This window comes from Streptomyces fradiae ATCC 10745 = DSM 40063 (assembly GCF_008704425.1).
Classification (GTDB): domain Bacteria; phylum Actinomycetota; class Actinomycetes; order Streptomycetales; family Streptomycetaceae; genus Streptomyces; species Streptomyces fradiae.
This window is the reverse complement of sequence record NZ_CP023696.1, coordinates 3547389-3567309: the sequence shown is the minus strand read 5'-3', so window position 1 is coordinate 3567309 and position 19921 is coordinate 3547389. Positions and strand designations below refer to the sequence as shown.

The following is a 19921-nucleotide window of genomic DNA, read 5'->3' as shown; positions in this document are numbered from 1 at the left end:
TCAGGTGCCGTGCCCCATGCAGCCCAAACGCCTCCTGGACCTCGCCCTCGGCTCCGCCCTCCTCGCCCTCGCCGCCCCCGCACTGGCCACCGCCGCCGCCCTCCGCGCCCTGCGCCGCCCGCCCGGCGGCGTCCTCGCCCGGGAGACGGTCACCGGCCTGCACGGCCGGACCTTCACGCTGCGCACCCTGCCGGTGCGGCGGCTGCGCCTCGACGCCCTGTCCCGGCTGCCCCACGTCGTACGGGGCGAGATGTCGCTCGTGGGCCCCGCACCCCTCCCCACCGGCGCCCCCGGGGCCGACGCGCACTGGCGGCGCCTGGTCCGCCCCGGCCTCACCGGACCCGCACAGCTGCGGCGCGGCTCCACGCTCCCCTGGGACGAGCCGCAGCTGCTGGACCAGCACTACGTGGAGCACCATGGGATGGGGCTGGACGCGGCCCTGCTCCTGCGCACCCCCGCGGCACTCCTCGGCGGCGCGGGGCGGCGACGGAGCGCGCGAAGGCGGCGGAAGCGGCGACGGCGCCGAACGGCGACGGAGCCACCGGGCGCCGCCGGACATCACCGAACGGCGACGGAGCCACCGGGCGCCGCCGGGCATCCCCGGACGGCGACAGGCGGCGACAGGCGGCGCGGTCAGGCGGACCTGAGCGACGCAGATCACCGCCTGCGCCGCTACAGTGCGGCGGAATAACTGGGTACGCTCAGCATTCGAACCCATTAAGTTACCGCTTAGTAGTCACGATTCCCCACCTCGCAGGCCCGAGGAGCCCCCATGCAACTCGCCGCGATCATTGTGTCGCTGACCCTGACCGTGGTCGGCGTTGCGCTCTTTGCCCGAGCGATCGCGCAGATCTACCGGTTCGTGCGGCTCGGCCAGCCCGTGCCCGCCGGCAGCCGCACCGACGACTGGAAGGCCCGCACGGTCACCGTGGTCCGGGAGTTCCTCGGTCACACCCGGATGAACCGCTGGGGGATCGTCGGCTTCGCGCACTGGTTCGTCGCGGTCGGCTTCCTGACGCTGCCGCCCACCCTCGCGCAGGCGTACGGCCAGCTGTTCCAGGCCGACTGGACGCTGCCGGTCCTCGGCGGCTTCCTGCCGTTCGAGATGTACATCGAGTTCATCGGCCTGATGACCGTGGTCGGCATCGCCGTCCTCATGGTCATCCGCCTGCTGAGCCTGCCGTCCCGTCCGGGCCGCAAGTCCCGCTTCGCCGGCTCCAAGGCCTGGCAGGCGTACTTCGTCGAGTACGTCATCCTCACCATCGGCCTCGCCATCCTGGTGCTGCGCGGCCTTGAGGGCGCCATCCACCACGTGGACTCCTACGAGGCGGCGTACTTCGTCTCGTACCCGCTGGTCCTGGCCTTCGGGGGGCTGTCGCTCGGCACCCTGCAGACCCTCATCTACCTCGCCGCCATGGTGAAGATCAGCGTCTCCCTGATCTGGATGATCACGGTCTCGCTCAACACCAACATGGGCGTGGCCTGGCACCGCTTCCTCGGCTTCCCGAACATCTTCTTCAAGCGCAACGCGACCGGCGAGACGGCCCTCGGCGCGCTCCAGCCGATGTCCTCCGGCGGCAAGGAGATCGACTTCGAGACCGTCTTCGACGACGAGGAGGGCGCGGAGGAGACCGTCTTCGGCGTCTCCCAGGTCGAGCACTTCTCCTGGAAGGGCATCCTCGACTTCGCGACCTGCACCGAGTGCGGCCGCTGCCAGTCGCAGTGCCCCGCCTGGAACACCGGCAAGCCGCTCTCCCCGAAGCTGCTGATCATGTCGCTGCGCGACCACGCGCACGCCAAGGCGCCGTACCTGCTCGCCGGCGGCGGCAAGACGGCGGAGGGCGAGGAGAAGGCGTCCGCCGAGGCGCTGAAGGACGTCCCCGCCTCCGCCCTCGCCGAGGCCGAGCGCCCGCTGATCGGCACCGCCGAGGAGAACGGCGTCATCGACCCGGACGTCCTGTGGTCCTGCACCACCTGCGGCGCCTGCGTCGAGCAGTGCCCGGTCGACATCGAGCACATCGACCACATCGTCGACATGCGCCGCTACCAGGTGATGATCGAGTCCGCGTTCCCGTCCGAGGCGGGCACGATGCTCAAGAACCTGGAGAAGAAGGGCAACCCCTGGGGCCTGGCGAAGAAGCAGCGCGTCGAGTGGACCAAGGAGGTCGACTTCGAGGTCCCGATCGTCGGCAAGGACGTCGAGGACCTCACCGAGGTCGACTACCTGTACTGGGTCGGCTGCGCCGGCGCCCTGGAGGACCGCGCCAAGAAGACCACCAAGGCCTTCGCGGAGCTGCTGCACATGGCGGGCGTCAAGTTCGCGATCATGGGCGGCGAGGAGAAGTGCACCGGCGACTCCCCGCGCCGCCTGGGCAACGAGCCGCTCTTCCAGCAGCTCGGCCAGGAGAACGTCGCGATGCTGAACATGGCGTTCGGCGAGGACGAGGACGACCCGGCGACGAAGAAGCCGAAGTCGGCGAAGAAGATCGTCGCCACCTGCCCGCACTGCTTCAACACGATCGCGAACGAGTACCCGCAGCTGGGCGGCGAGTTCGAGGTCATCCACCACACGCAGCTGCTGCAGCACCTCGTCGACGAGGGCAAGCTCGTCCCGGTCACCCCGGTCGACGGCCTGATCACCTACCACGACCCGTGCTACCTGGGCCGGCACAACAAGGTCTACACGCCGCCGCGCGAGATCATGAGCGCCGTCCCCGGCCTGCGCCAGCAGGAGATGCACCGCCACAAGGAGCGCGGCTTCTGCTGCGGCGCCGGCGGCGCGCGGATGTGGATGGAGGAGCGCATCGGCAAGCGCGTCAACACCGAGCGCGTCGACGAGGCCCTCTCCCTCAACCCGGACATCGTCTCCACGGCCTGCCCGTTCTGCCTGGTCATGCTCACCGACTCGGTGAACGGCAAGAAGAACGACGGCCAGGCCAAGGAGTCGCTCCAGGTCGTGGACGTGGCGCAGCTCCTGCTGGAGTCGGTGAAGACCCCGGCGTCCGGCACCCCGGAGTCCGACGAGGCCGCGGAGCCCGAGCCGGCGCAGTAGACCCGAGGCGCCGCGCCACCCGGAGGTGCTCCGCCCGCGGCGGTACGCGGCGCCGCATCCGGCACGCGAGGGCCGGGCCCGTCCCGAACAGGACGGACCCGGCCCTTCCGCATGCCCCGCCCACCCCGACGCGCCCCTCCGCCCCTCCGCCCCTCCCCCGTCCTCCCCTCCGCCCCCTCCGCCCCGCGCACCCCTGCCGTACGGACGGAGCCCTTCCGCATACCCCCCGGCCCCTAGGGGACGCCACATAGGGGATGTCACAGCTCAGCAGCAATGAGGGCCCGTCAAGCGGCCGGGTACGCCCGCACGCCCCGGACCGGGTACGTTCGTTGACGTGGCTGGATTCAGGATCGGACGCGGCCGGGACAACCGCACCCCGCACCAACGAGGGCAGCAGGCCCCGCACACGCGGCAGGGCCCGCACGGCAGCGCCGGCGCGCCCGCGCCGCCGCCGTACGCGACGCCGCAGCACCAGTGGCCGCGCGACGGCCGCACGCACGGCGAGCCGGAGTACTTCGGCGACCCGTACCACCAGCAGCAGCACGGCGCCCCGCACCCGCACCACCCCCAGCAGCCGTACGGCTCCCACGAGCACCCCCCGGCCCAGGCGCACACCGCCAACAACCCGGGCCACACCCAGATGTTCAGCGTGCACGACGACCCGTACGGCCCGCCGGACACCTACCAGGCCGGCGCCGCCGCCCCCTCGGGCCCGCGCCTGCCGTGGCAGCAGCTCCTGACCGGCATCGTGGCGCGCCCCGGCCCCACGTTCCTGCGGATGCGCGACCACGCGGTCTGGGTCCCCGCGCTGACCGTGACGTTCGTCTACGGCCTGCTGGCGCTGTTCGGCTTCGACAAGGCCCGCGAGGAGACGATCAACTCGACCCTCGCGACGGCGGTCCCGGCCGTGCTCGTCACGGCCGTGATGTTCGTCGTGGGCGGCCTCATCCTGGGCGCGGTCACCCACACCCTCGCCCGCCAGCTCGGCGGCGACGGCGCGTGGCAGCCGACGGTGGGCCTCTCCATGCTGATCATGTCGATGACGGACGCCCCGCGGCTGCTCTTCGCCATGTTCCTGGGCGGCGAGAACGGCCTGGTCCAGGTGATCGGCTGGCTGTCGTGGGTGGCGGCGGGCGCGCTGTTCACGTCGATGGTGAGCAAGTCCCACGACCTGCCGTGGCCCAAGGCCCTGGGAGCGTCGGCGATCCAGCTCGCGGCACTGCTGTCCCTGATCAAGCTGGGCACCCTGTAGGCCGCCCCGCGCACGGGTACGGGCAGGGCCCGCGGCTTCCCGGCCGCGGGCCCTGCCCGTACCCGCTCCCAGGCACCGCGCGGCACCGGGCCCGACACCTCAGGCGTCGAGCACCTGCCCGGCGCGCCGCACGACGGGCTCCTCGACACCGCACGGCGAGGTCACCTGCACAGGCGTCCAAGCCCGGTCACGCGCCACGGAGGCCGTCATCCTCATAGAAGGCGTCGTCCGCCTCGGACGGCTGAAGCGGCGCATACTGCCGCAGCTCGCCGTGCCGGATCATCCACAGCCGGAAGAACGCCCCTTCCTGGTCCATGATCAGGAGTTGCACCGCATTCGGTCGCTGCCAGGGCGTTGCAGCGAACCTTCTCCGGAGCGCGTCGAGGTCGGCGTGGTTGAGAGCGCCGGCCCACACTTCACACTCGGGGTTCTTCCCGCCGCCCCATGCGTTGTCCGACCCCGTGATGAGGCGCAGGGAACCGACCCCGAGGGCATCCGTCTGCTGACGCAGTGGCGCCTGGTCTCGGAGCCAGTCGCTGAGAGCCTCCACGTTCTGCCAGTCCGAGGCGTCGGCAGAGACCATCACGTTGGCGACCCAGCTCATCAGTCCGGCCCCTTCCCCTGCCCTTCAGGCCCGGATCAGAGGGCTTCCTTGTTCTCCCTGGGAGCCTCACCCGACTTGTGCACCGGAGGCAACACACTCCAGGGGAAGTTGATCCAGTCGTCGGTGCGCTTCCAGACGTACTCGCACTTCACGAGCGAATGCGACTTCTCGTAGATGACGGCGGAGCGCACCTCGGCGACGTGGTCGAGGCAGAAGTCGTGGACGAGCTTCAGCGTCTTGCCGGTGTCGGCGACGTCGTCGGCGATGAGGACCTTCTTGTTGCTGAAGTCGATCGCGTTCGGGACGGGCGCGAGCATGACCGGCATCTCGAGGGTGGTGCCGACGCCCGTGTAGAACTCCACGTTCACCAGGTGGATGTTCTTGCAGTCGAGCGCGTACGCGAGACCGCCGGCCACGAAGACCCCGCCGCGCGCGATGGACAGGACGACGTCCGGCTCGTACCCGTCGTCCGCGATCGTCTGGGCCAGCTCGCGGACCGCGCGCCCGAACCCCTCGTACGTGAGGTTCTCCCGTACAGCACTCATGCTCACACCTGCGTCCGATGGAAGTTCTGGAAGGACCGCGAGGCCGTGGGCCCGCGCTGTCCCTGGTACCGGGACCCGTAGCGCTCGCTGCCGTACGGGAACTCGGCCGGCGAGCTGAGGCGGAACAGGCACAGCTGGCCGATCTTCATCCCCGGCCACAGCTTGATGGGCAGGGTCGCCAGGTTCGACAGCTCCAGGGTCACATGACCGGAGAAGCCGGGGTCGATGAAGCCGGCGGTCGAATGCGTGACGAGACCGAGCCGCCCGAGCGAGCTCTTGCCCTCCAGCCGGGAGGCGATGTCGTCGGGCAGCGAGATGACCTCGTACGTCGAGGCGAGCACGAACTCGCCCGGGTGGAGGATGAACGCCTCGTCCCCCTCCGGCTCCACCAGCCGGGTGAGATCGGCCTGCTCGACGGCCGGGTCGATGTGGGGGTAGCGGTGGTTCTCGAACACCCGGAAGTAGCGGTCCAGCCGCACGTCGATGCTCGAGGGCTGCACCATGGATTCGTCGTACGGGTCGATCCGCACCCGTCCGGATTCGATCTCGGCCCGGATGTCCTTGTCTGAGAGAAGCACGTCCCGAGGATACGCAGAGCGCGCGGGCCCGCCCCAATCGGACGGCCTGCGCGCGCGGTCCCACCAGCGACGACGCCGCTGCGGCCTGCCCGCCGGGTACGGGCCCCGGACACGCGAGCGGCGCGGGGCCCGCACCGTGCGGGCCCCGCGCCGAGGTGTTGTCCGGGGCGGCGGTTACACCCGCCCGCCCGCACCGGCGGTCACGACCACGGGCACGGCGTGCCGCAGCCGCGCGCACCGGGGGCACCGGAGCAGCCGGCCGGGCCCGATCCGCCCGGCACCGAGGTTCTGCATCGGGAACGTCGCGGTACTGAACACATGCCCTTCGGCACACCGGACGACGGTTCGCTCCATGGAGTCCATCAAGCCCTTTCCCCAACAAGCGGTGGACGAGACAGCCACATTAGGGGATCAACAGGACACCGCTCCACGCGGCACTCCGGCCCTCACCCTATGCCCCAACTCCCCGCCCCCACACGCGGGATCACCCCGCCCGACACACGGAAACCCCACGGCGCGACGCACCGGGGGCTTCGTATGCGGTACAGTGAGCGACGATGCGGCCCGCACCTCCGGGCCGCTACGCGGGTGTAGTTTAATGGTAGAACATGAGCTTCCCAAGCTCAGAGCGCGGGTTCGATTCCCGTCACCCGCTCCACGACGAAGGCCCTGGTCAGAGACCAGGGCCTTTCTTGTTGTCTGGACCAGCTCAGTGGTCCCGTGCCCGTTGCGTGCCCGATGCCTTCTCGCGCTCGCGCTGCACGAGCCTGTCGAGCCCGGCGGCGACCTCCCGTTGCCGCTCATGGTCGGAGTGCTGGTAGATCAGCGCTGCCTTCTCCGTGGACTGGCCGGCACGAACCATCGTGTCCTTGAGCGTGGCGCCGGAACGGGTCGCCAGAGTGTGCCCGGTGTGACGAAGATCGTAAAAGCGGAAGTCGTCCGGCAGGCCGACAGCAGCACGGGCCTTCCGCCACTTCCTCCCGAAGGTGGAGCGCCGGAACGGCTTGCCCTTCTCTCCCACGAACAGCCGCCCGTTCGGCTCCTTCTCCGCGTACCAGTCCAGGTGCCGACGCAGGTCCGTCGCCATGAAGGCCGGCAGGACCATAAAGCGCCGTCCCGCCTCCGACTTGGTGTCGCCCTCGACACGGCGGCCGGTGGTCAACTCCGGTTCGGCCCTGCGAACCCACACGCCGGGGGTGTCCAGGTCGACGTCAGGTCGCCGCATGGCTGCCTGTTCCTCGGGGCGGGCCGGACCATACGCGGCGAGGTAGACCATTAGCCGCCACCGCGGGCCCATGGCGTCGGCGAGCGCATCGACCTGGGCCACGGTTGCCACCGGACGTTCGGGGGCCGACTCCTTGCCCGCGCCCTTAATACGGCAGGGGTTGCGGCGGATGGCTTCGTCATCGACGGCCGTCTGGAGGATGGCTTTCAGCAGCCGGTACGACTTGGCGACGGTGGTTGCGCCGGTCAGCTTGCGCCGTTCGGCCCGCCAAGCGCGGACGACGGGCGGGCTGATCTCGTCCAGGTCCAGGCCGCCGAAGGTGGGCAGGATGTGCAGCCGCAGCAGCCGCCGGTACAGCTCGTCAGTGGTCGCGGCCAACTCACGTTCGTCAACCCACTGCGTGGCGTACTTCTCGAAGTTGATCGCACCCGCGTCCGGGTCGGTCCAGTCCCCGCGTCGAAGTGCGGTCTGCTGCTCCGCGAGCCAGTCGTCAGCGTCCCGAGCAGTCGCGAAGGTGTGCGGAGCGGGTCGGTCGACACCGTCCGGACCAAGGTACCGAGCCTGGTACCGGCCGGAGGGGAGCTTGCGGACGCGCCCGAAGCGGCGCTTCTTACCCGCCATCAAGCAGCCCTCCCGTACCGGTTACGGCGACGGCTCACCGGCTCCACGGTGTTGGCGTCGATGTAGGCCCGCACCGCGCTCTCCGGGATGCGCACGTGGCGACCGACCTTGACGTACCGGATACGGCGCTCAGCGACGAGACGCCGAGGAAAGCGGACGGTCGTGCCGAGCACTTCAGCCACCTGGTCGACGCTGAGGTACCGCTCATTCATATGTCTGCTCCCCTTCCAGGTCGTGGAGTGCGGCGCGCACCTCACGGGCGGTTTCTCGGTTGTGTTGGATGTCGCGGCGTATGTTGGCGGCGAGCCAGGATTCGCCGGGGGTGTGGCCGTGGCCGGCGTAGGTCCAGTGGGCGACGACGAGGGTGGTGGCTTCGGGGTGGTCGTCGGGGTCGGGCAGGCCGAGGGCGGCGCGTTGTTCGGCGGCGCGGTAGTCGGCGCGTGCCTGGCGCAGGGCGGACAGGGTGGTGGAGTAGCGGCGGGACTTGGTGGAGAAGTGGCCGCGGAAGCCGAGCATGTGGGCCCAGTCGCGTAGCTTGCGGTCGGGGTAGAGCGGGTGGAGGTCGAGGCAGGCTTCGATCAGTCGCCGGGGGTGGTCGGGCACGTCGAGCAGGTCGAGGGCTTCTTTGTTGCCGATGCGGCGGTCGACGGTGCCGGTGGTCTCGGCGGCTTTGGTGGCGTACTTGGCGACGTAGGAGGCGACGGCCTGTTCGGTGATCTCTTCGCCGTTGCCGAAGGCGCCGATGGGTTGGATGTCGAGTTGGGTGCCCCAGCGCAGCGTGCGGGCGGGTTGGTGCCCGGCGGTGGGGATGTCGACGCGGACGCGGGCGGCGGCGGCCCGGATGGCGTCGGTGAGCAGGTCGAGGGTGGCCCAGGCGGGCGGGGGTGTGTCGGGTCCGTCGGGGCCGTCGAAGCGGATGACCGCGTGGAAGTGGACGGCGCCGCGTTTCTGGTACTCGGCGACCTTGCCGAAGGAGACGCGGGAGGTCTCGCGGGCGGCTTTCTGGGTGAGGCCGGCGCGGCGGGCGATCTCGCGGCGGAGGTAGATCGTGAAGTAGCGCCACAGGTCGGAGGCGTGGTTGTTCCACAGCACCGAGCCCGCGTAGTCGTAGGTCGCCGGGTTCAGGGCCGTGCCCAGCTCGGGGGCGTCTTCGGGGTGGTGGGTGCCGCAGGTGCAGGGGCGGTTTCCGGGCCGGTTGTGGACGGGGCCGAAGGAGGGGGCGGTGAGGGTGGCGAAGACGCGGGGGTGGTCGCGCACGGTGTCGGGGGTGCCCTTGGCGGGGTCGCCGACGAGTCCGGCGCGGATCAGGTGGTAGGTGTCTCCGGCGTAGGTCCAGGCGCAGGCGGGGCAGCGGGAGGCGCGGCGGTTGCCGCAGGCGACGCGCAGGACTCCGCCGGGCTCGGTGTCGGTGGTGTAGGCGTGGAGCACGGTCTTGGTGGACGGGTCGAGCAGCTTGGTGGCGCCGGTCAGCCGGATGGGGTCGGTGCAGCCGCCGGTACGGCGGATCTGGTCCTGGAGGCGGTCGAAGCCGGTGGACCCGGCCAGCCTCACCACGTCGGCGAGGGTGGCCGGGTCCAGGCCCGCCATGGTGGCGGTGTCGGTCACGCGTCGTCCTCCTGCGAGGCGTGGGTGTCGAGCCACTGTTCGGCGCAGACCTTGTGGACGGGCTTGCCCCGGTCGGAGCGCAGCGGGGTGGGCCGGGTGCAGATCACGCACGGCTTGTCGCCGGAGTGGTCGTAGTGGTCGGCGGAGCGCCAGTTCAGCAGGGCCATGGCGGTCACTTCCCGACGCGGACGCGGGCGGCGGCGGGGGTGGTGTGGCCGGTGCCCTTGCAGGCGGGGCAGGTGACGCGGAGGGTGGCGCGGGAGCCGTCGGCGTGGCGGGTGCCGGTGGTGATGGTGGCGGTGGCGAAGCCGTCGCAGTCGCGGCACACGGGCGCGGTGGGGGTGTGCTGGGGCATGATGGGGTCTCCCTTTCGGGTCCGTTGGATCTGGATGGGGGTTGAGGCGCCCGGGGCGGCGGAAGTTTGGCGACCGAGGCCGCCCCGGGGGCCGGTCAGCGGCGGCGCTGGTTGCGGCGCGGCGGGTTGATGGGCGGGATGGCGTCGTACGCCTCCTGGCCCTGCTGGAACGAGGCGGCGTCCGCGTCGGTCTGGGCGGTGTTGGTGTACTCGCGGCCGATGCGGCGCATGGTCTTGCGGTCGCCGTGGCGGCGGGCGATGGCGAACTCGCGGCCCAGCTCGGCCATGGCCGGGTTCGCCGGGGTGTCGGTGTCCTTCTTGCGGTTGAACAGGCCCATGACGGGTTCCTTTCAGCGGTGGTGGTTGTTGCGTCGGCCGTGGCCCTTGGCCCGGTACATGGCGGTGTCGGCGGCGGACAGGGCGTCGGTGAGAGACGGCAACGGCAGGTCGGTGCGGTGGCAGACACCGACGGAGGCGCCGACCGGGATGAGCGTTCCGGCGTGGTCAACGGGCTGGCTGAGCGCGACCCGCAGGGCGTCGGTGTCGAGGGTGTGGCGCGTGATGGCGGTGAACTCGTCGCCGCCGAGGCGGGCGGGGATGCCGGTCCGGCCGCACCAGGCGGACAGGCGGTCGGCGGTCGCGACGAGGACCGCGTCACCGGCCGCGTGGCCGTGGGTGTCGTTGACGGCCTTGAAATCGTCCAGGTCCACCAGCAGCACCAGCGCGGCGGGGGAGGTGGACAGGATGCGTTCGGCGCGGGTGGTCCATCCGGCGCGGGTGTGCAGGCCGGTGAGCGGGTCGCGGCGGGCGCGGTCCAGGCGGCGGGCCAGTACACCGCTGTGGATGGCCCACCCGAGGGCGGGTAACGCCGTGGCGATCAGGGGCAGGTCCATGCCGCTCAGCGCTCCTTGCCGGACTGGGCGAACAGCGTGCGCAGGACCACGGCGCACAGGGCGACGGAGGCGGCGGTGATGGCGACGGCCAGGAGCATGGAGACCAGGACCGCGCCGACCACGAGGACGACCGCGGTTCCCCCGGCGGCGACGCCGACGACCGTGCCGGGCGTGAGCTGGACGGTGGTCCTGGACGCGGCGCGGGTCTGCGGCAGCGGCGTGGAGACCTGAGCCAGGTCGACCGGAGCCGTGTCGCTGAGGGTCTGCGGCACCGTAGGCGGGGCGGTGGCGGTGTCGGGGGGCGGGTACTTCGGGGTGAACACGAGGGGTGTCTCCTCTCAGGCGTTGCAGCGGTGGGTGCGGGCGGCGAGTTCGGCGGCGGGGCGGTGGTGGTAGTCGGCGGAGAAGTCGCAGCCGGGGGCCGTGCACACGGCGGTGTGCTTGGTCCGGCCACGGCCGTCGTAGTGGCTGCCGACCTGGACGGGGCCGATGCGGATCACGTCGTAGAAGCGGTTCGGGCGCGCCATGGGGGTACCTCCTTTCTGATCAGACGAGTTGGGCGGTGATGGAGTCGGCGAGCGGGGCGGGGACGCCGAGGCGGGCGCGCAGGGTGGCGGGGTCGATCGGCGTTCCGGTCTGGGCGCGGTGGGCGTCGGCGACCTTGCGGGCGTGGTCGAGGAGTGCGGGCGGGACCGGCACGGCAGGAGCAGGAGCAGGAGCAGGAGCAGGTGCGGGTGCGGGCAGTTCCGGCACGGGGTCCGGGGCGGGTTCGACCGCGACCGGCTCCGGGTCCGGTTCGGGCTCCGGGTCCGGGGACCGTTCGAGGGCGATCGGCTCCGGGGCCGACGCCGGGGCAACGCGGTCCGGTTTGGTGGCCGGTGCCGGGGGTGTGGTCGGTTCGTCCTCTGTGTGCGTGGGAGCGTGGACGAGGAGGGTTCCGCCGAGGAAGGCCAGCGCGGGCCACCCGGCGACGAGGATGCGCAGCCAGGCCGGTACATCGTTCAGGTCGAGCAGTCCAGCGGTGGCGACGTTCGCGCCGAGCGACGCCGCGAGGGCGATCACGAACCACACCCAGGCGGCGCGGTTGTCACCCTGCTTGCGCATCCGGCGCCAGGCCGCCACCAACAGCAGATCGACACTGACCGGGTACGCCCACGCCTTCCACCCGTCCTGGCCCGCTGCTTCCGCAAGGTCGTGCAGGTGGGCGAAAGACAGCGCACCAGCGATCACGGCCTGCACCAGCACGGCGTCAACGCGAAGGGAGCGGAGCACGGGGTACCTCCTTCCTGGGTCAGGCGGTGCCGGTGCCGAAGCAGTCCGGGCACAACGCGGACTGGATGGCACCGATGTCCCGCCGCTTACGACCGACCCGCACAGCGGTCGTGGTCTCCCCGGTCCCCGCGCACGTGTCGCAAGGCGGCGGGGCCGGGGCGGGCTTCTTGGGCGGGCGACGGCGCGGGGCCGGGGGCTTCTTCGTGGTAGCCATGACGGTTCCCTTCGGTTTCGGGCATGGATCGGGTAGGGACCTGGCGCGAGATGCGGCCGCGCCGACCGTCCAGCAGGGGGTTACTCGGTGACGGGCACCGGCTTGACCAGCGGCGCCGTGTCGACCGTCGGTGCGACGGTGACGACGGGCCGGAACGGCTCCAAGGCCGGGACGCGCGGGGTCAGGTGCGCGTACTGGGCGCACAGCGCGGCGGTTTCGGTCGCGCTGAGTTCGGGGGTGCGGATGCGGGACCAGCCGCCGGAGGAGTCACCGGCCACCGCGAGGCCCGGCCGGTCCGGCGGAATCGTCAGCACGGCCACGACCGCATCGGGGGCGATGTCGCCCAGGCCCATGTCGGCGGTCTGCTTGTCGTTAACCCGATGCACGACCCGCCCGGTGAGCTGAGCCCGCAGCGTCGTGGCGCCCCTGCCCAGATCGGAGCCGAACCGCTGACCGCACACCTCCAGGAAGATGCCGGCCGCGCGGGCCATCTGCCCCATGCGGATCATCTGCGTGACCATCCGGTCCCGGCGCTCCTCATCCTTCTTCCCCGTCACGAGGAAGAGTTCCGCGATCTCGTCCACCAGGAGCACGACCGGCACCGGACGCACCTTGTCGGGAAGCGCCCACACATCGGCCGCGCCGTACTCGCTCAGCAGGTCGAAACGCGCTTCCATCTCGCCCACCAGCGCATCCAGCAGACCGGCCGCTTCCTCCGGGGTGACCGCCAGGGCCGACAGACGCGGCGCGTACCCGCGCTGCTCAACCCCGCGCTTGCAGTCGATCCCCACCAGCGCCACCGGCAACCGGGCCAGTCCGGCGATCAGGTTGCGCTGATACATCGACTTGCCCGACTGGTTCGCACCCAGCGTCAGCGCGTGCGGAACCTTCAAGTAGTCCCGCACGAACGCCGTGCCATCCTCCCGCAGCGCCACCGGAACCATCATCGGCCCGGAAGGGATGCGGCGCGGCATCTTCACCCGCCGCAGCACGTCGTAGCCCGTCATCCGCAGCTCAACGAACCCCGGCCGGGTCTCCACCACGTTCACCGAGTGGACGCCCCAGGCGTGCCGCAGCCGCTCAGAGGCCGCCACCACGTCCGCGGGCTCCAGACCGGCCGGGAGACGCAGCGTGACCCGCATCCCCGTGGACGAGCCCCGCACGCGGCGGATGCTCGGCGGGACCGGCTGCACGTCCACGCGGCGGGCGACCGTGCGGACCATGAACGCCCGCAGACGCGACGGCTGCACCGTCAGCCCACACACATCCATCGTCGAGCGGTACGTCACCGCGAACCGCACCCGCGCCACCGGCAGACCCACCAGCGACCAGAACACACGCGGCGCGCGAGCCCTCGCGTATCCCAGACCACCACCGGCACCGGCCAGAGGGAGGCCGACCTCCCATAACGTCGACAGGTCCGACACGATCAGGCACCCGCCGGCGTGACGGCGACCGCGCGGAACGAGATCCCGTGACGCGTCTGCCCGTTGAACGTGTTCTCCCAGTCCCGCGCCTTCAGCCCGATCACCGACACCGGCATACCCGGCGCCAGCCCCTCCGGGAGACCGGTCTCCGGGACGGTCACCTGGTACAGGTTCCCCTCCCCCTCATCCGAGATCAGCAGACCCACCGTGGACAGGCCCGCACCGGTCTCCCGGTCCACCGCCCGCTCACCGGTCTGCTTGCTCACCAGCTTCGGCGTCGGCGCGGTCGCCACGAACACCACCGCGGTCGAAAGGTCGATCTTGAACGACGGCATAGCTGTCCCCTCGTCCCTGAGGCCGCCCCTTGTAAGCAACCTCTCTAGAGATGGCTCCATAGAACGACACCTCTCTAGAGATGTCAACAGGTCTCTAGAGAGGTGCCGACTCGATCTCTCGGGGAAGTCGCCGGTTGGGGCGAACGCCTGATCGCCCCTAAGGTGTCTAGAGAGGAGAGAGGAGGGATCACATGGCCACCCAGGGCAGCGGACGCCGGCCGAAGTACCAGCGCATCGCGGACGATCTGAGGGAAGCGATTCAGGCCGGCGAGTACGGCCCAGGTGATCGGCTACCGGGAGAGAACGACCTGATGGCCACCTACGAGGTGGCTCGCATGACCGCGCGGCAAGCGCTCGGTGTGCTCCAGAACGAGGGTCTTGCCGAGTCCCGTAAGGGCGCGGGCGTCTTCGTGCGCGACTTCAAGCCGCTCAGGCGGCGAGGCATCCAGCGACTGTCCCGCGACCAGTGGGGAGAGGGGCGTTCCATCTGGTCCGCAGACATCGAGGACCGAACCTTGGTGGTCGACCAGGTGCAGGTGTCCGAGGCAACGGCACCCGAACGGATCAGCCGAGTGCTAGGCATCGAGGCCGATGCGTCCGCCTGTGTGCGCAGCCGTCGCTTCGTGCTGGACGACAAGCCCGTGCTGCTGGCCACGTCGTACCTGCCCGCGGATCTGGTAGCGGGTTCGGCGATCACCCAGCAGGACACCGGCCCCGGCGGCATCTACGCCCGTCTGGCCGAGCTGGGCTACAAGCCCGTGCACTTCCGCGAGGAGATCCGGAGCCGGATGCCATCGCAAGAGGAAGTGAATCGTCTCCAACTCTCGATGGGCACCCCGGTGATCATGATCTGTCGCACGGCGTTCGCGGACGAGGGGCGCCCTGTCGAAGTGAACGAGATGGTCCTTGACTCCGCCGCATACGTGCTGGAGTACGACTTCGACGCCTGATCATCCAGCCCAGGTGCGGGCCTGCCGGGCAACGCCGTAGATGTGGGCGACCTGATCAGGCGAAAGCACCGGCGACAGCCCCGACAGCACCCGGTCGATGTGCTCGACCGCCAGGACGAGCACCGGCGGGTTCGCACCCTTGACCGTGAGCTTCGCCGCGTGCACCACGGATATCACGGGCCGGACGGGAACGCTGAACCCGCAGGCATGGGACAGGACACGGGACACTCGGCGCGCTTCGGACTGACTGGCGGCGATGTGGCGGGTCCGGCTGCCGTTGATGGTGATGGCGGTGTCCCCGTACCAGACGGTCTTTCCGGGGTGCCGTTTGGAGTTGACGGTGAAGACGCCGGCGGGGCCGATGGCGAGGTGATCGACGTCCGTGCCGGTCGCCCACTGGACGGCGTGAAGGGTGAACCAGCCGTGGCCTCGGAGCCTGTCCAAGCGCTTGCCGGTAAGCCGCTCACCTACGAGTCCGACCTTCCAACTGCGAAGCCGTGGGTCCGCCGACCATCGATCCAGCAGCCTGAGCAGCGGGTTCGGTTGCAGCTCCCGAATCTTGCGGCGCACCGCGTCGCCCGGCCGGTTCCGCGCCAAGTCATCCGATAACGGCTGCACCCTGCCCCCTCATGCACATGGCTTCGCTGCTACACCACCACGAAGGCATGATCAGCGCCAAGAGCCCAATCGGCCAGGAGTTGTTACAGGTTTCTCTACCTCATCAAGCCCCGGCTGCGCTCCGCTCCGCCGGGCGGGCTTCCCGGCTCCGCTCCGCGCGACGCTCCTGCCTTCGGCCCGCTCCGCGCGCGCTGCGCCGACGCCCGCCCACAGGTGGATAGGGCCCGGCGGCCATGAGCCGAGCACCGTCCGCACGGCACGGTCAGAGCCTGATGCCTCCGGCGGGGGATCGGCCGGCACCGGGATGGCGGGGGCGCCGCTTCCGGCTGCGGGTCCGTAGGGGCGTGCGTGGGGAGCTCCCATCCCGTCCGCCATCGACCCAGGCAGAGCCGAGCAGACGCGGCCCAGGGCGTCAAGGTCGTTCGTCCAGTTGGGCGCTCCACCTTGACGCCCTGGACCACGCCCGCTCCAGGGTGTGTGGGTCGACGGCGGACGGGATGGAAGCTGGGGAGGGTGGTGGGTACATGAGGTGCGCCTGCATGGGAGGCGGGGGCGAGACGAAGGAAGTGTGATATACGTCACCTTGAGTGAGTTTCCACAAATCTCTGTGGATAACTCTCGCGTGGCATCACAGCCCGTAAGGCCCTCACGCTGCGTAAACAGCGTCCTATCCACAGCGTCGACCGGCCTGTCCACAGCTGTGCACTCGACCTGTCGCCAACGAGCAAAAGCGCAGGTGGAGTTGAAGGAGCGCCAAAGGTCACAGCTGTCAGAGGCGTGGCGTAGCGTCTTCGGTAACGGGAAAGGGCGCGCCTACCCCTCGGCCAAAAGGAAACAGGCGCGCCCACCTACGAACCTTGGAGGATCTATGCCCTTCCCGGCTCTCGGTGGCGTTCCGCTGTCGGACAACCACCTGCTTCGTACTCTCGCATCTGCCACTGACAGTGGCAAGGAGTCCCTGCTGATCATGGGGGTCCTGCTTGCCTGCGTCATCAACGGAGACACCGTGACAGGTGTTCTGCGGCAGGCGACGTGGCTCGTAATCGTGGTGATCGTCCTGCAGGTTGTTCAGCTGCTCCAGGTGCGCTTGCCGCGGCCGCGTGTCAAGCCCGTGATCGATGCCTGACATCAGCCGCTGACGCCAACATCGGCGAACTAGATGGGACGAGCACGGTCCGTTGCGGGTGGCTGATGGCCCGTAGCTTGGGGGCCGCCCAGGTCCTGGGAGGTCGTGCTTGACTTGATAGGGATGAGGCCCTGAGGTGGCGGTACAGCAACGAAGTACAACAACCCATCTCATTCGGCAGCACCCTTGCAGAGCCGTATCTCGACCGGTATGACCGCCACCGAACGTTCCACATAGAGCTACGGATCAGAAGGGCGCGCCAGGTGGAGACGGCCCGGTACTATGCCGGGCCGTCTCAGTTTTCGCAGCACCAGCTTTCCCGACCGTGAAGCAGGCGCTGTCACCGGCCCGGCTTCCAGTCTGTATCGAGGATGGCGGCATGCACGGCGGCAGTGATCATCGTGATGGCGAGGACGCCCCCGGTCCAGTTCTTCGGGTTGCCGAGCACTGACCCCAGGATCGCCGAGCCGTAAATGACCGCTGCGTAGACCGCAGGTACAGCCATGCTGACGACACGCTTCTTGGCCGCGATGAAGAACAGAGGCGGCGCCAAGAGGCCGGCCGACACCACGACCACAACAACCCAGATCACCTTGTGCAGTGTGGTCGTGTACATGCGGGCCCGGATGGGCGCGTTGATGTACGGGTTGCTCATAGTCCCCCCTTGTTACTGCAGCCGAGCAATCAGTGTGGCCTACGGCATTCACGGCGCGGGAGCGATTCAGAGGAGTCGCGGGCACGGAGCGCGTCGCACGGCCCCAGTGAGCGAACTCCTAGAGCGGTGCTCAGCATCGTGCCCGATCCGTGCCCGAAGGAGCGGTACACCAGGGTCAACAGCGGGCGCTAGGTCGAGCCCATGAGCCCTTCCTGGCACCCGTTGCCGCAGGTCACAGCACGTTTGCGGGCGAAAGATGCAGTGATTCCCAAGCTCAGAGCGCGGGTTCGATTCCCGTCACCCGCTCCATACGAAAGCCCCAGGCCAGCAGCCTGGGGCTTTGTCGTTGTCCGGCTCTCTCGGGGGCTGCCGTGCCCCAGGCGCGCCCCGACGCGGCGGAAGGGCCGGATCCGAGGGCGTGTGGCGCGCGTGCGAGGTCGCGGGGTTCGTTCTCAGTGCCCGGCCGGGTGCCTCCGGCGCCAGGACGGTGCCCTGTCGGGCGTGCGTGACAACTCCGCCCGGGGCGGGGCGGCTCGGAGCTCGGCGGGCCACCGGCCGGCCGGCGTGCCGGCCAGGCGGGCCGTCACCGCGCTCAGCCACAGCAACCCGAGGCCGGCACCCGCGGTGAACGCCAGGACGGAGGCGGCCGAGGCCGCGAAGCCGGCGAGGACGAGTACGGGTGCGACGCGGGACGCGACGGCCCAGCCGCGCAGGCCCCGGGCCGCGAGCGGACGGGCCAGGACGAGGAACGCGGCGCACAGGGCGAGGTAGCCGACCATGCCGGCGGCCATGTGGACACCGCCGTGCCCGCTCATCACGGTTGCGTCGGGCGAACCGGCGGGAAAGCCCGCACCGGCGTCGGCCGGGAAGAAGGCCGCGGCCCAGAAGGAGATGCCGAAGACACCGATCAGGGCGGGCCCCCAGGCAGCACCGGGGCCGCCCCGCAGCGCCCGTCGCAGTCCGGCGGCACCGGCCACCAGCAGCACGCCGGCGAGCAGGAAGCTCGCGGTCTGGATCCAGCCCGCCTCGCCGAGGGCGAGCTGGCTGATCGCGTGACGGGTGAAGTCGAAGCCGTCGCGCGTGAGGCCCTGGGCGATTCCGGCCACCAGGAACAACGGCCCCGCCACCACACCGCCCACCACCGCCCACCGGGCCACGAGGCCGGGTGCGGGCCTGGCGGGGACGACGTGCCGGGGGACATCGAGCGTCTGGGTCATCAACGGGCCTCACTCTCGTCGGTGTTGTCGCTGCTATGACCGACGGCAGCAGACGGATTCACCGGCCGCGGGGACGTGTGCTGCGTCACAGAAAGAGCGGGGCCACCCCTCCCCCGGTGCGCCACTCGGCACGCTCGTCCGCCATCAGCGCGCCGACGCACTCGCCGTGTGGCGGATGGTCCCCCAGCCCAGCGACGACCGGCTCGCCAAGGAGCAGAAGGTCATCGGCCCTGCGCGGCGTCCAGGGAGGACAGGAAGTGCCTCTGGTCGGCCAGGAAGCCGTCGGCGAAGAGGGCCCGCGGCGCGCACAGGGCGGTCAGGGTCAGGCGCGGTGCGGAGGCTTCCACCGCGTGCTTGACCAGGCCGTGGGCGGCGTCGGGGTAGTGGGCGACGCGCAGCGGCGGCGCGGGGAGCAGCCTGCGGTAGGCGGCCTCGGTCTCGGCGGTGTCCACGTTCACGTCGTGGCCGGCGAGTACCAGCAGGACCGGGATGCCCCGCAGGGCCGGCAGGTCGGCGCCGGCGTCGGCGGTGTGGTTCTTCGAGACGAACCGCCAGCGGGCGGCCGTCATGCCCTGCGGGTCCCCGACGGCCCGTACGTACTCCTCGTACGCGGCGCCCCGCGCGAGCAGTCGCAGCCCGGTCTCGCGGCGGCGCAGGGCCGCGGCGACCTCGGCGTCGGAGGCGCCGTCCCGCCGCAGTTCGGCGAGGAGGTTGTAGCGGCCCTGCCGGAGCCAGTTGACGGCCGGTGAGACCGCGATGGCGAAGCGGATCCGGCCGTCCTCGGCGGCGATCTCGGGCAGCACCCACCCGGCCTGGCTGGCGCCCCACAGGCCGATCCGGCGGCCGTCGACGTCCGGGCGCCGCCGGGCCCAGGCGATCGCGTCGGCGGCCTCCCGCGCCCGGTCCGCCATCGTCTGGTCGAGCCAGTCGCCCGGCGCGCCGTCCACGCCCGGCTTGTTCCAGGACAGCGAGGCGTACCCGGCCCGTGCGAAGGACTCCCACATCGGCCGGTAGAAGCCGTCGTGCGTGGCGTCCACGGGCCCGTCCCCGTGGACGAGGACCACCAGGGGGAAGGGGCCCTCCCCCTGTTCCGGCAGGGCCAGCACACCGTGCAGGGTCCGGCCGCCGTGCCGTATGGTCACCGCCTCTTCCCGCAGGTCGTAGGTGTGCTGCCAGACCACCAGGCCGAACAGTCCGGCCGCCGCGGCCGTCAGCGCCGCCACGGTCGCGAGTACGGCCCGCGCCACCCGGCGACGGCGCGTCGATGCCGTGCTTCGAGGTCCTGTCGACATGTCTTCCCCCGGTCGGGTCTCGGTCGGTCGCGGGTGTGCTGAATCGCTCAATGCGTAAACGATCGTACGGATGACGAACGTATAC

General features: G+C 70.6%; 25 protein-coding genes and 1 tRNA gene. 6 read left to right on the top strand and 20 right to left on the bottom strand.

All coding sequences use genetic code 11. The features are described from left to right. Nucleotides 1-16: 16 nt before the first annotated feature. The 3 genes from CP974_RS30290 (at nt 17) to CP974_RS15865 (ending at nt 4304) form a co-directional block, all read left to right on the top strand. Complete coding sequence (locus CP974_RS30290; RefSeq protein ID WP_078915913.1) at nt 17-691, top strand: sugar transferase; 675 nt, start codon at nt 17-19, stop codon at nt 689-691. A gap of 81 nt (nt 692-772) precedes the next feature. Beyond that, nucleotides 773-3052 carry a (Fe-S)-binding protein gene (locus tag CP974_RS15870; protein ID WP_031136592.1) on the top strand — a complete coding sequence of 760 codons (2280 nt, stop codon included), beginning with the start codon at nt 773-775 and terminating at the stop codon, nt 3050-3052. A gap of 334 nt (nt 3053-3386) precedes the next feature. Continuing rightward, on the top strand, nt 3387-4304 hold the full coding sequence (locus CP974_RS15865) for a YIP1 family protein (RefSeq protein WP_031133835.1): 918 nt from the start codon (nt 3387-3389) through the stop codon (nt 4302-4304). Nucleotides 4305-4491: 187 nt separating this feature from the next. Here the strand turns inward: CP974_RS15865 and CP974_RS15860 are convergent, their stop codons facing one another. The 4 genes from CP974_RS15860 to CP974_RS30285 form a co-directional block, all read right to left on the bottom strand. Further along, a complete protein-coding gene (locus CP974_RS15860; RefSeq protein WP_031133836.1) occupies nt 4492-4908 on the bottom strand; it encodes a hypothetical protein in 417 nt (138 codons plus the stop codon). A gap of 35 nt (nt 4909-4943) precedes the next feature. Next, nucleotides 4944-5453 (bottom strand): phosphoribosyltransferase, encoded by a 510-nt coding sequence (locus CP974_RS15855; protein WP_031133838.1) that lies wholly within the window; start codon nt 5451-5453, stop codon nt 4944-4946. A 2-nt stretch (nt 5454-5455) separates the two neighbouring features. Further along, a complete protein-coding gene (dcd, locus tag CP974_RS15850) occupies nt 5456-6031 on the bottom strand; it encodes a dCTP deaminase (protein ID WP_031133839.1) in 576 nt (191 codons plus the stop codon). 174 nt (nt 6032-6205) lie between these two features. Further along, the gene (locus tag CP974_RS30285; RefSeq protein ID WP_031133841.1) at nt 6206-6394 is read right to left on the bottom strand and encodes a hypothetical protein; all 189 of its coding nucleotides are present in this window, start codon (nt 6392-6394) and stop codon (nt 6206-6208) included. A 221-nt stretch (nt 6395-6615) separates the two neighbouring features. On the opposite strand from CP974_RS30285, the gene CP974_RS15840 reads away from it, so the two are divergent. Next, nucleotides 6616-6689: transfer RNA gene (locus CP974_RS15840), tRNA-Gly, on the top strand. 51 nt (nt 6690-6740) lie between these two features. On the opposite strand, the gene CP974_RS15835 is transcribed toward CP974_RS15840, so the two are convergent. From CP974_RS15835 to CP974_RS15780, 12 genes are all read right to left on the bottom strand, one after another. After that, entirely contained in the window at nt 6741-7877 is a 1137-nt protein-coding gene (locus CP974_RS15835) for a tyrosine-type recombinase/integrase (protein ID WP_031133843.1), read from the bottom strand. Next, nucleotides 7877-8089: an excisionase family DNA-binding protein gene (locus CP974_RS15830; protein ID WP_031133844.1), complete on the bottom strand. Its 213-nt coding sequence runs from the start codon at nt 8087-8089 to the stop codon at nt 7877-7879. Before CP974_RS15830 ends, CP974_RS15835 begins: the two co-directional genes overlap by 1 nt. Beyond that, nucleotides 8082-9482 carry a replication initiator protein RepSA gene (gene repSA, locus CP974_RS15825; RefSeq protein ID WP_085921549.1) on the bottom strand — a complete coding sequence of 467 codons (1401 nt, stop codon included), beginning with the start codon at nt 9480-9482 and terminating at the stop codon, nt 8082-8084. The genes CP974_RS15830 and repSA overlap by 8 nt, the downstream gene beginning before the upstream one ends. Further along, nucleotides 9479-9649, bottom strand: coding sequence for a hypothetical protein (locus CP974_RS29665; RefSeq protein ID WP_162887734.1), 171 nt, complete (start codon nt 9647-9649; stop codon nt 9479-9481). Before CP974_RS29665 ends, repSA begins: the two co-directional genes overlap by 4 nt. 5 nt (nt 9650-9654) lie before the next feature. After that, on the bottom strand, nt 9655-9837 hold the full coding sequence (locus CP974_RS15820; protein ID WP_031133848.1) for a hypothetical protein: 183 nt from the start codon (nt 9835-9837) through the stop codon (nt 9655-9657). A gap of 95 nt (nt 9838-9932) precedes the next feature. Then, nucleotides 9933-10175, bottom strand: coding sequence for a hypothetical protein (locus tag CP974_RS15815; RefSeq protein WP_031133850.1), 243 nt, complete (start codon nt 10173-10175; stop codon nt 9933-9935). A 12-nt stretch (nt 10176-10187) separates the two neighbouring features. Then, a complete protein-coding gene (locus CP974_RS15810) occupies nt 10188-10730 on the bottom strand; it encodes a GGDEF domain-containing protein (protein WP_031133852.1) in 543 nt (180 codons plus the stop codon). A gap of 5 nt (nt 10731-10735) precedes the next feature. Then, nucleotides 10736-11053 (bottom strand): hypothetical protein, encoded by a 318-nt coding sequence (locus tag CP974_RS15805; RefSeq protein ID WP_031133854.1) that lies wholly within the window; start codon nt 11051-11053, stop codon nt 10736-10738. 15 nt (nt 11054-11068) lie between these two features. Then, nucleotides 11069-11257, bottom strand: a complete 189-nt coding sequence (locus CP974_RS15800; RefSeq protein WP_023587769.1) for a mobile element transfer protein — start codon at nt 11255-11257, stop codon at nt 11069-11071. A 19-nt stretch (nt 11258-11276) separates the two neighbouring features. After that, complete coding sequence (locus CP974_RS15795) at nt 11277-12002, bottom strand: DUF2637 domain-containing protein (protein ID WP_031133856.1); 726 nt, start codon at nt 12000-12002, stop codon at nt 11277-11279. A 294-nt stretch (nt 12003-12296) separates the two neighbouring features. Further along, entirely contained in the window at nt 12297-13643 is a 1347-nt protein-coding gene (locus CP974_RS15785) for an FtsK/SpoIIIE domain-containing protein (RefSeq protein WP_031133858.1), read from the bottom strand. A gap of 2 nt (nt 13644-13645) precedes the next feature. After that, nucleotides 13646-13978: an SCO3933 family regulatory protein gene (locus CP974_RS15780; protein ID WP_031133860.1), complete on the bottom strand. Its 333-nt coding sequence runs from the start codon at nt 13976-13978 to the stop codon at nt 13646-13648. 191 nt (nt 13979-14169) lie between these two features. Here CP974_RS15780 and CP974_RS15775 point away from each other — a divergent pair, with 191 nt between their 5' ends. Continuing rightward, entirely contained in the window at nt 14170-14928 is a 759-nt protein-coding gene (locus tag CP974_RS15775) for a GntR family transcriptional regulator (protein ID WP_086731671.1), read from the top strand. Here the strand turns inward: CP974_RS15775 and CP974_RS15770 are convergent, their stop codons facing one another. Further along, nucleotides 14929-15498, bottom strand: coding sequence for a nuclease-related domain-containing protein (locus CP974_RS15770; protein ID WP_223844391.1), 570 nt, complete (start codon nt 15496-15498; stop codon nt 14929-14931). It abuts the gene before it with no gap. A gap of 916 nt (nt 15499-16414) precedes the next feature. Here CP974_RS15770 and CP974_RS15765 point away from each other — a divergent pair. Then, entirely contained in the window at nt 16415-16672 is a 258-nt protein-coding gene (locus CP974_RS15765; protein ID WP_031135562.1) for a hypothetical protein, read from the top strand. A 340-nt stretch (nt 16673-17012) separates the two neighbouring features. Here CP974_RS15765 and CP974_RS15760 read toward each other — a convergent pair whose 3' ends face one another. The 3 genes from CP974_RS15760 to CP974_RS15750 form a co-directional block, all read right to left on the bottom strand. Then, nucleotides 17013-17327, bottom strand: a complete 315-nt coding sequence (locus CP974_RS15760; RefSeq protein ID WP_031135561.1) for a hypothetical protein — start codon at nt 17325-17327, stop codon at nt 17013-17015. Nucleotides 17328-17779: 452 nt separating this feature from the next. Next, the gene (locus tag CP974_RS15755) at nt 17780-18544 is read right to left on the bottom strand and encodes a DUF998 domain-containing protein (protein ID WP_078915847.1); all 765 of its coding nucleotides are present in this window, start codon (nt 18542-18544) and stop codon (nt 17780-17782) included. A gap of 221 nt (nt 18545-18765) precedes the next feature. Next, on the bottom strand, nt 18766-19836 hold the full coding sequence (locus CP974_RS15750) for an alpha/beta hydrolase family protein (protein ID WP_031135557.1): 1071 nt from the start codon (nt 19834-19836) through the stop codon (nt 18766-18768). Nucleotides 19837-19921 lie beyond the last annotated feature (85 nt).

Excerpts from the sequence above, each read along its gene's own strand:
- CP974_RS30290 (WP_078915913.1), top strand. The coding sequence starts at position 17 with ATGCAGCCCAAACGCCTCCTGGACCTCGCCCTCGGCTCCGCCCTCCTC.
- CP974_RS15870 (WP_031136592.1), top strand. The coding sequence starts at position 773 with ATGCAACTCGCCGCGATCATTGTGTCGCTGACCCTGACCGTGGTCGGC.
- CP974_RS15860 (WP_031133836.1), bottom strand. The coding sequence starts at position 4,908 with ATGAGCTGGGTCGCCAACGTGATGGTCTCTGCCGACGCCTCGGACTGG.
- CP974_RS15855 (WP_031133838.1), bottom strand. The coding sequence starts at position 5,453 with ATGAGTGCTGTACGGGAGAACCTCACGTACGAGGGGTTCGGGCGCGCG.
- CP974_RS30285 (WP_031133841.1), bottom strand. The coding sequence starts at position 6,394 with ATGGACTCCATGGAGCGAACCGTCGTCCGGTGTGCCGAAGGGCATGTG.
- CP974_RS15835 (WP_031133843.1), bottom strand. The coding sequence starts at position 7,877 with ATGGCGGGTAAGAAGCGCCGCTTCGGGCGCGTCCGCAAGCTCCCCTCC.
- CP974_RS15830 (WP_031133844.1), bottom strand. The coding sequence starts at position 8,089 with ATGAATGAGCGGTACCTCAGCGTCGACCAGGTGGCTGAAGTGCTCGGC.
- CP974_RS29665 (WP_162887734.1), bottom strand. The coding sequence starts at position 9,649 with ATGGCCCTGCTGAACTGGCGCTCCGCCGACCACTACGACCACTCCGGC.
- CP974_RS15820 (WP_031133848.1), bottom strand. The coding sequence starts at position 9,837 with ATGCCCCAGCACACCCCCACCGCGCCCGTGTGCCGCGACTGCGACGGC.
- CP974_RS15815 (WP_031133850.1), bottom strand. The coding sequence starts at position 10,175 with ATGGGCCTGTTCAACCGCAAGAAGGACACCGACACCCCGGCGAACCCG.
- CP974_RS15810 (WP_031133852.1), bottom strand. The coding sequence starts at position 10,730 with ATGGACCTGCCCCTGATCGCCACGGCGTTACCCGCCCTCGGGTGGGCC.
- CP974_RS15800 (WP_023587769.1), bottom strand. The coding sequence starts at position 11,257 with ATGGCGCGCCCGAACCGCTTCTACGACGTGATCCGCATCGGCCCCGTC.
- CP974_RS15780 (WP_031133860.1), bottom strand. The coding sequence starts at position 13,978 with ATGCCGTCGTTCAAGATCGACCTTTCGACCGCGGTGGTGTTCGTGGCG.
- CP974_RS15775 (WP_086731671.1), top strand. The coding sequence starts at position 14,170 with ATGGCCACCCAGGGCAGCGGACGCCGGCCGAAGTACCAGCGCATCGCG.
- CP974_RS15765 (WP_031135562.1), top strand. The coding sequence starts at position 16,415 with ATGCCCTTCCCGGCTCTCGGTGGCGTTCCGCTGTCGGACAACCACCTG.
- CP974_RS15760 (WP_031135561.1), bottom strand. The coding sequence starts at position 17,327 with ATGAGCAACCCGTACATCAACGCGCCCATCCGGGCCCGCATGTACACG.
- CP974_RS15755 (WP_078915847.1), bottom strand. The coding sequence starts at position 18,544 with ATGACCCAGACGCTCGATGTCCCCCGGCACGTCGTCCCCGCCAGGCCC.
- CP974_RS15750 (WP_031135557.1), bottom strand. The coding sequence starts at position 19,836 with ATGTCGACAGGACCTCGAAGCACGGCATCGACGCGCCGTCGCCGGGTG.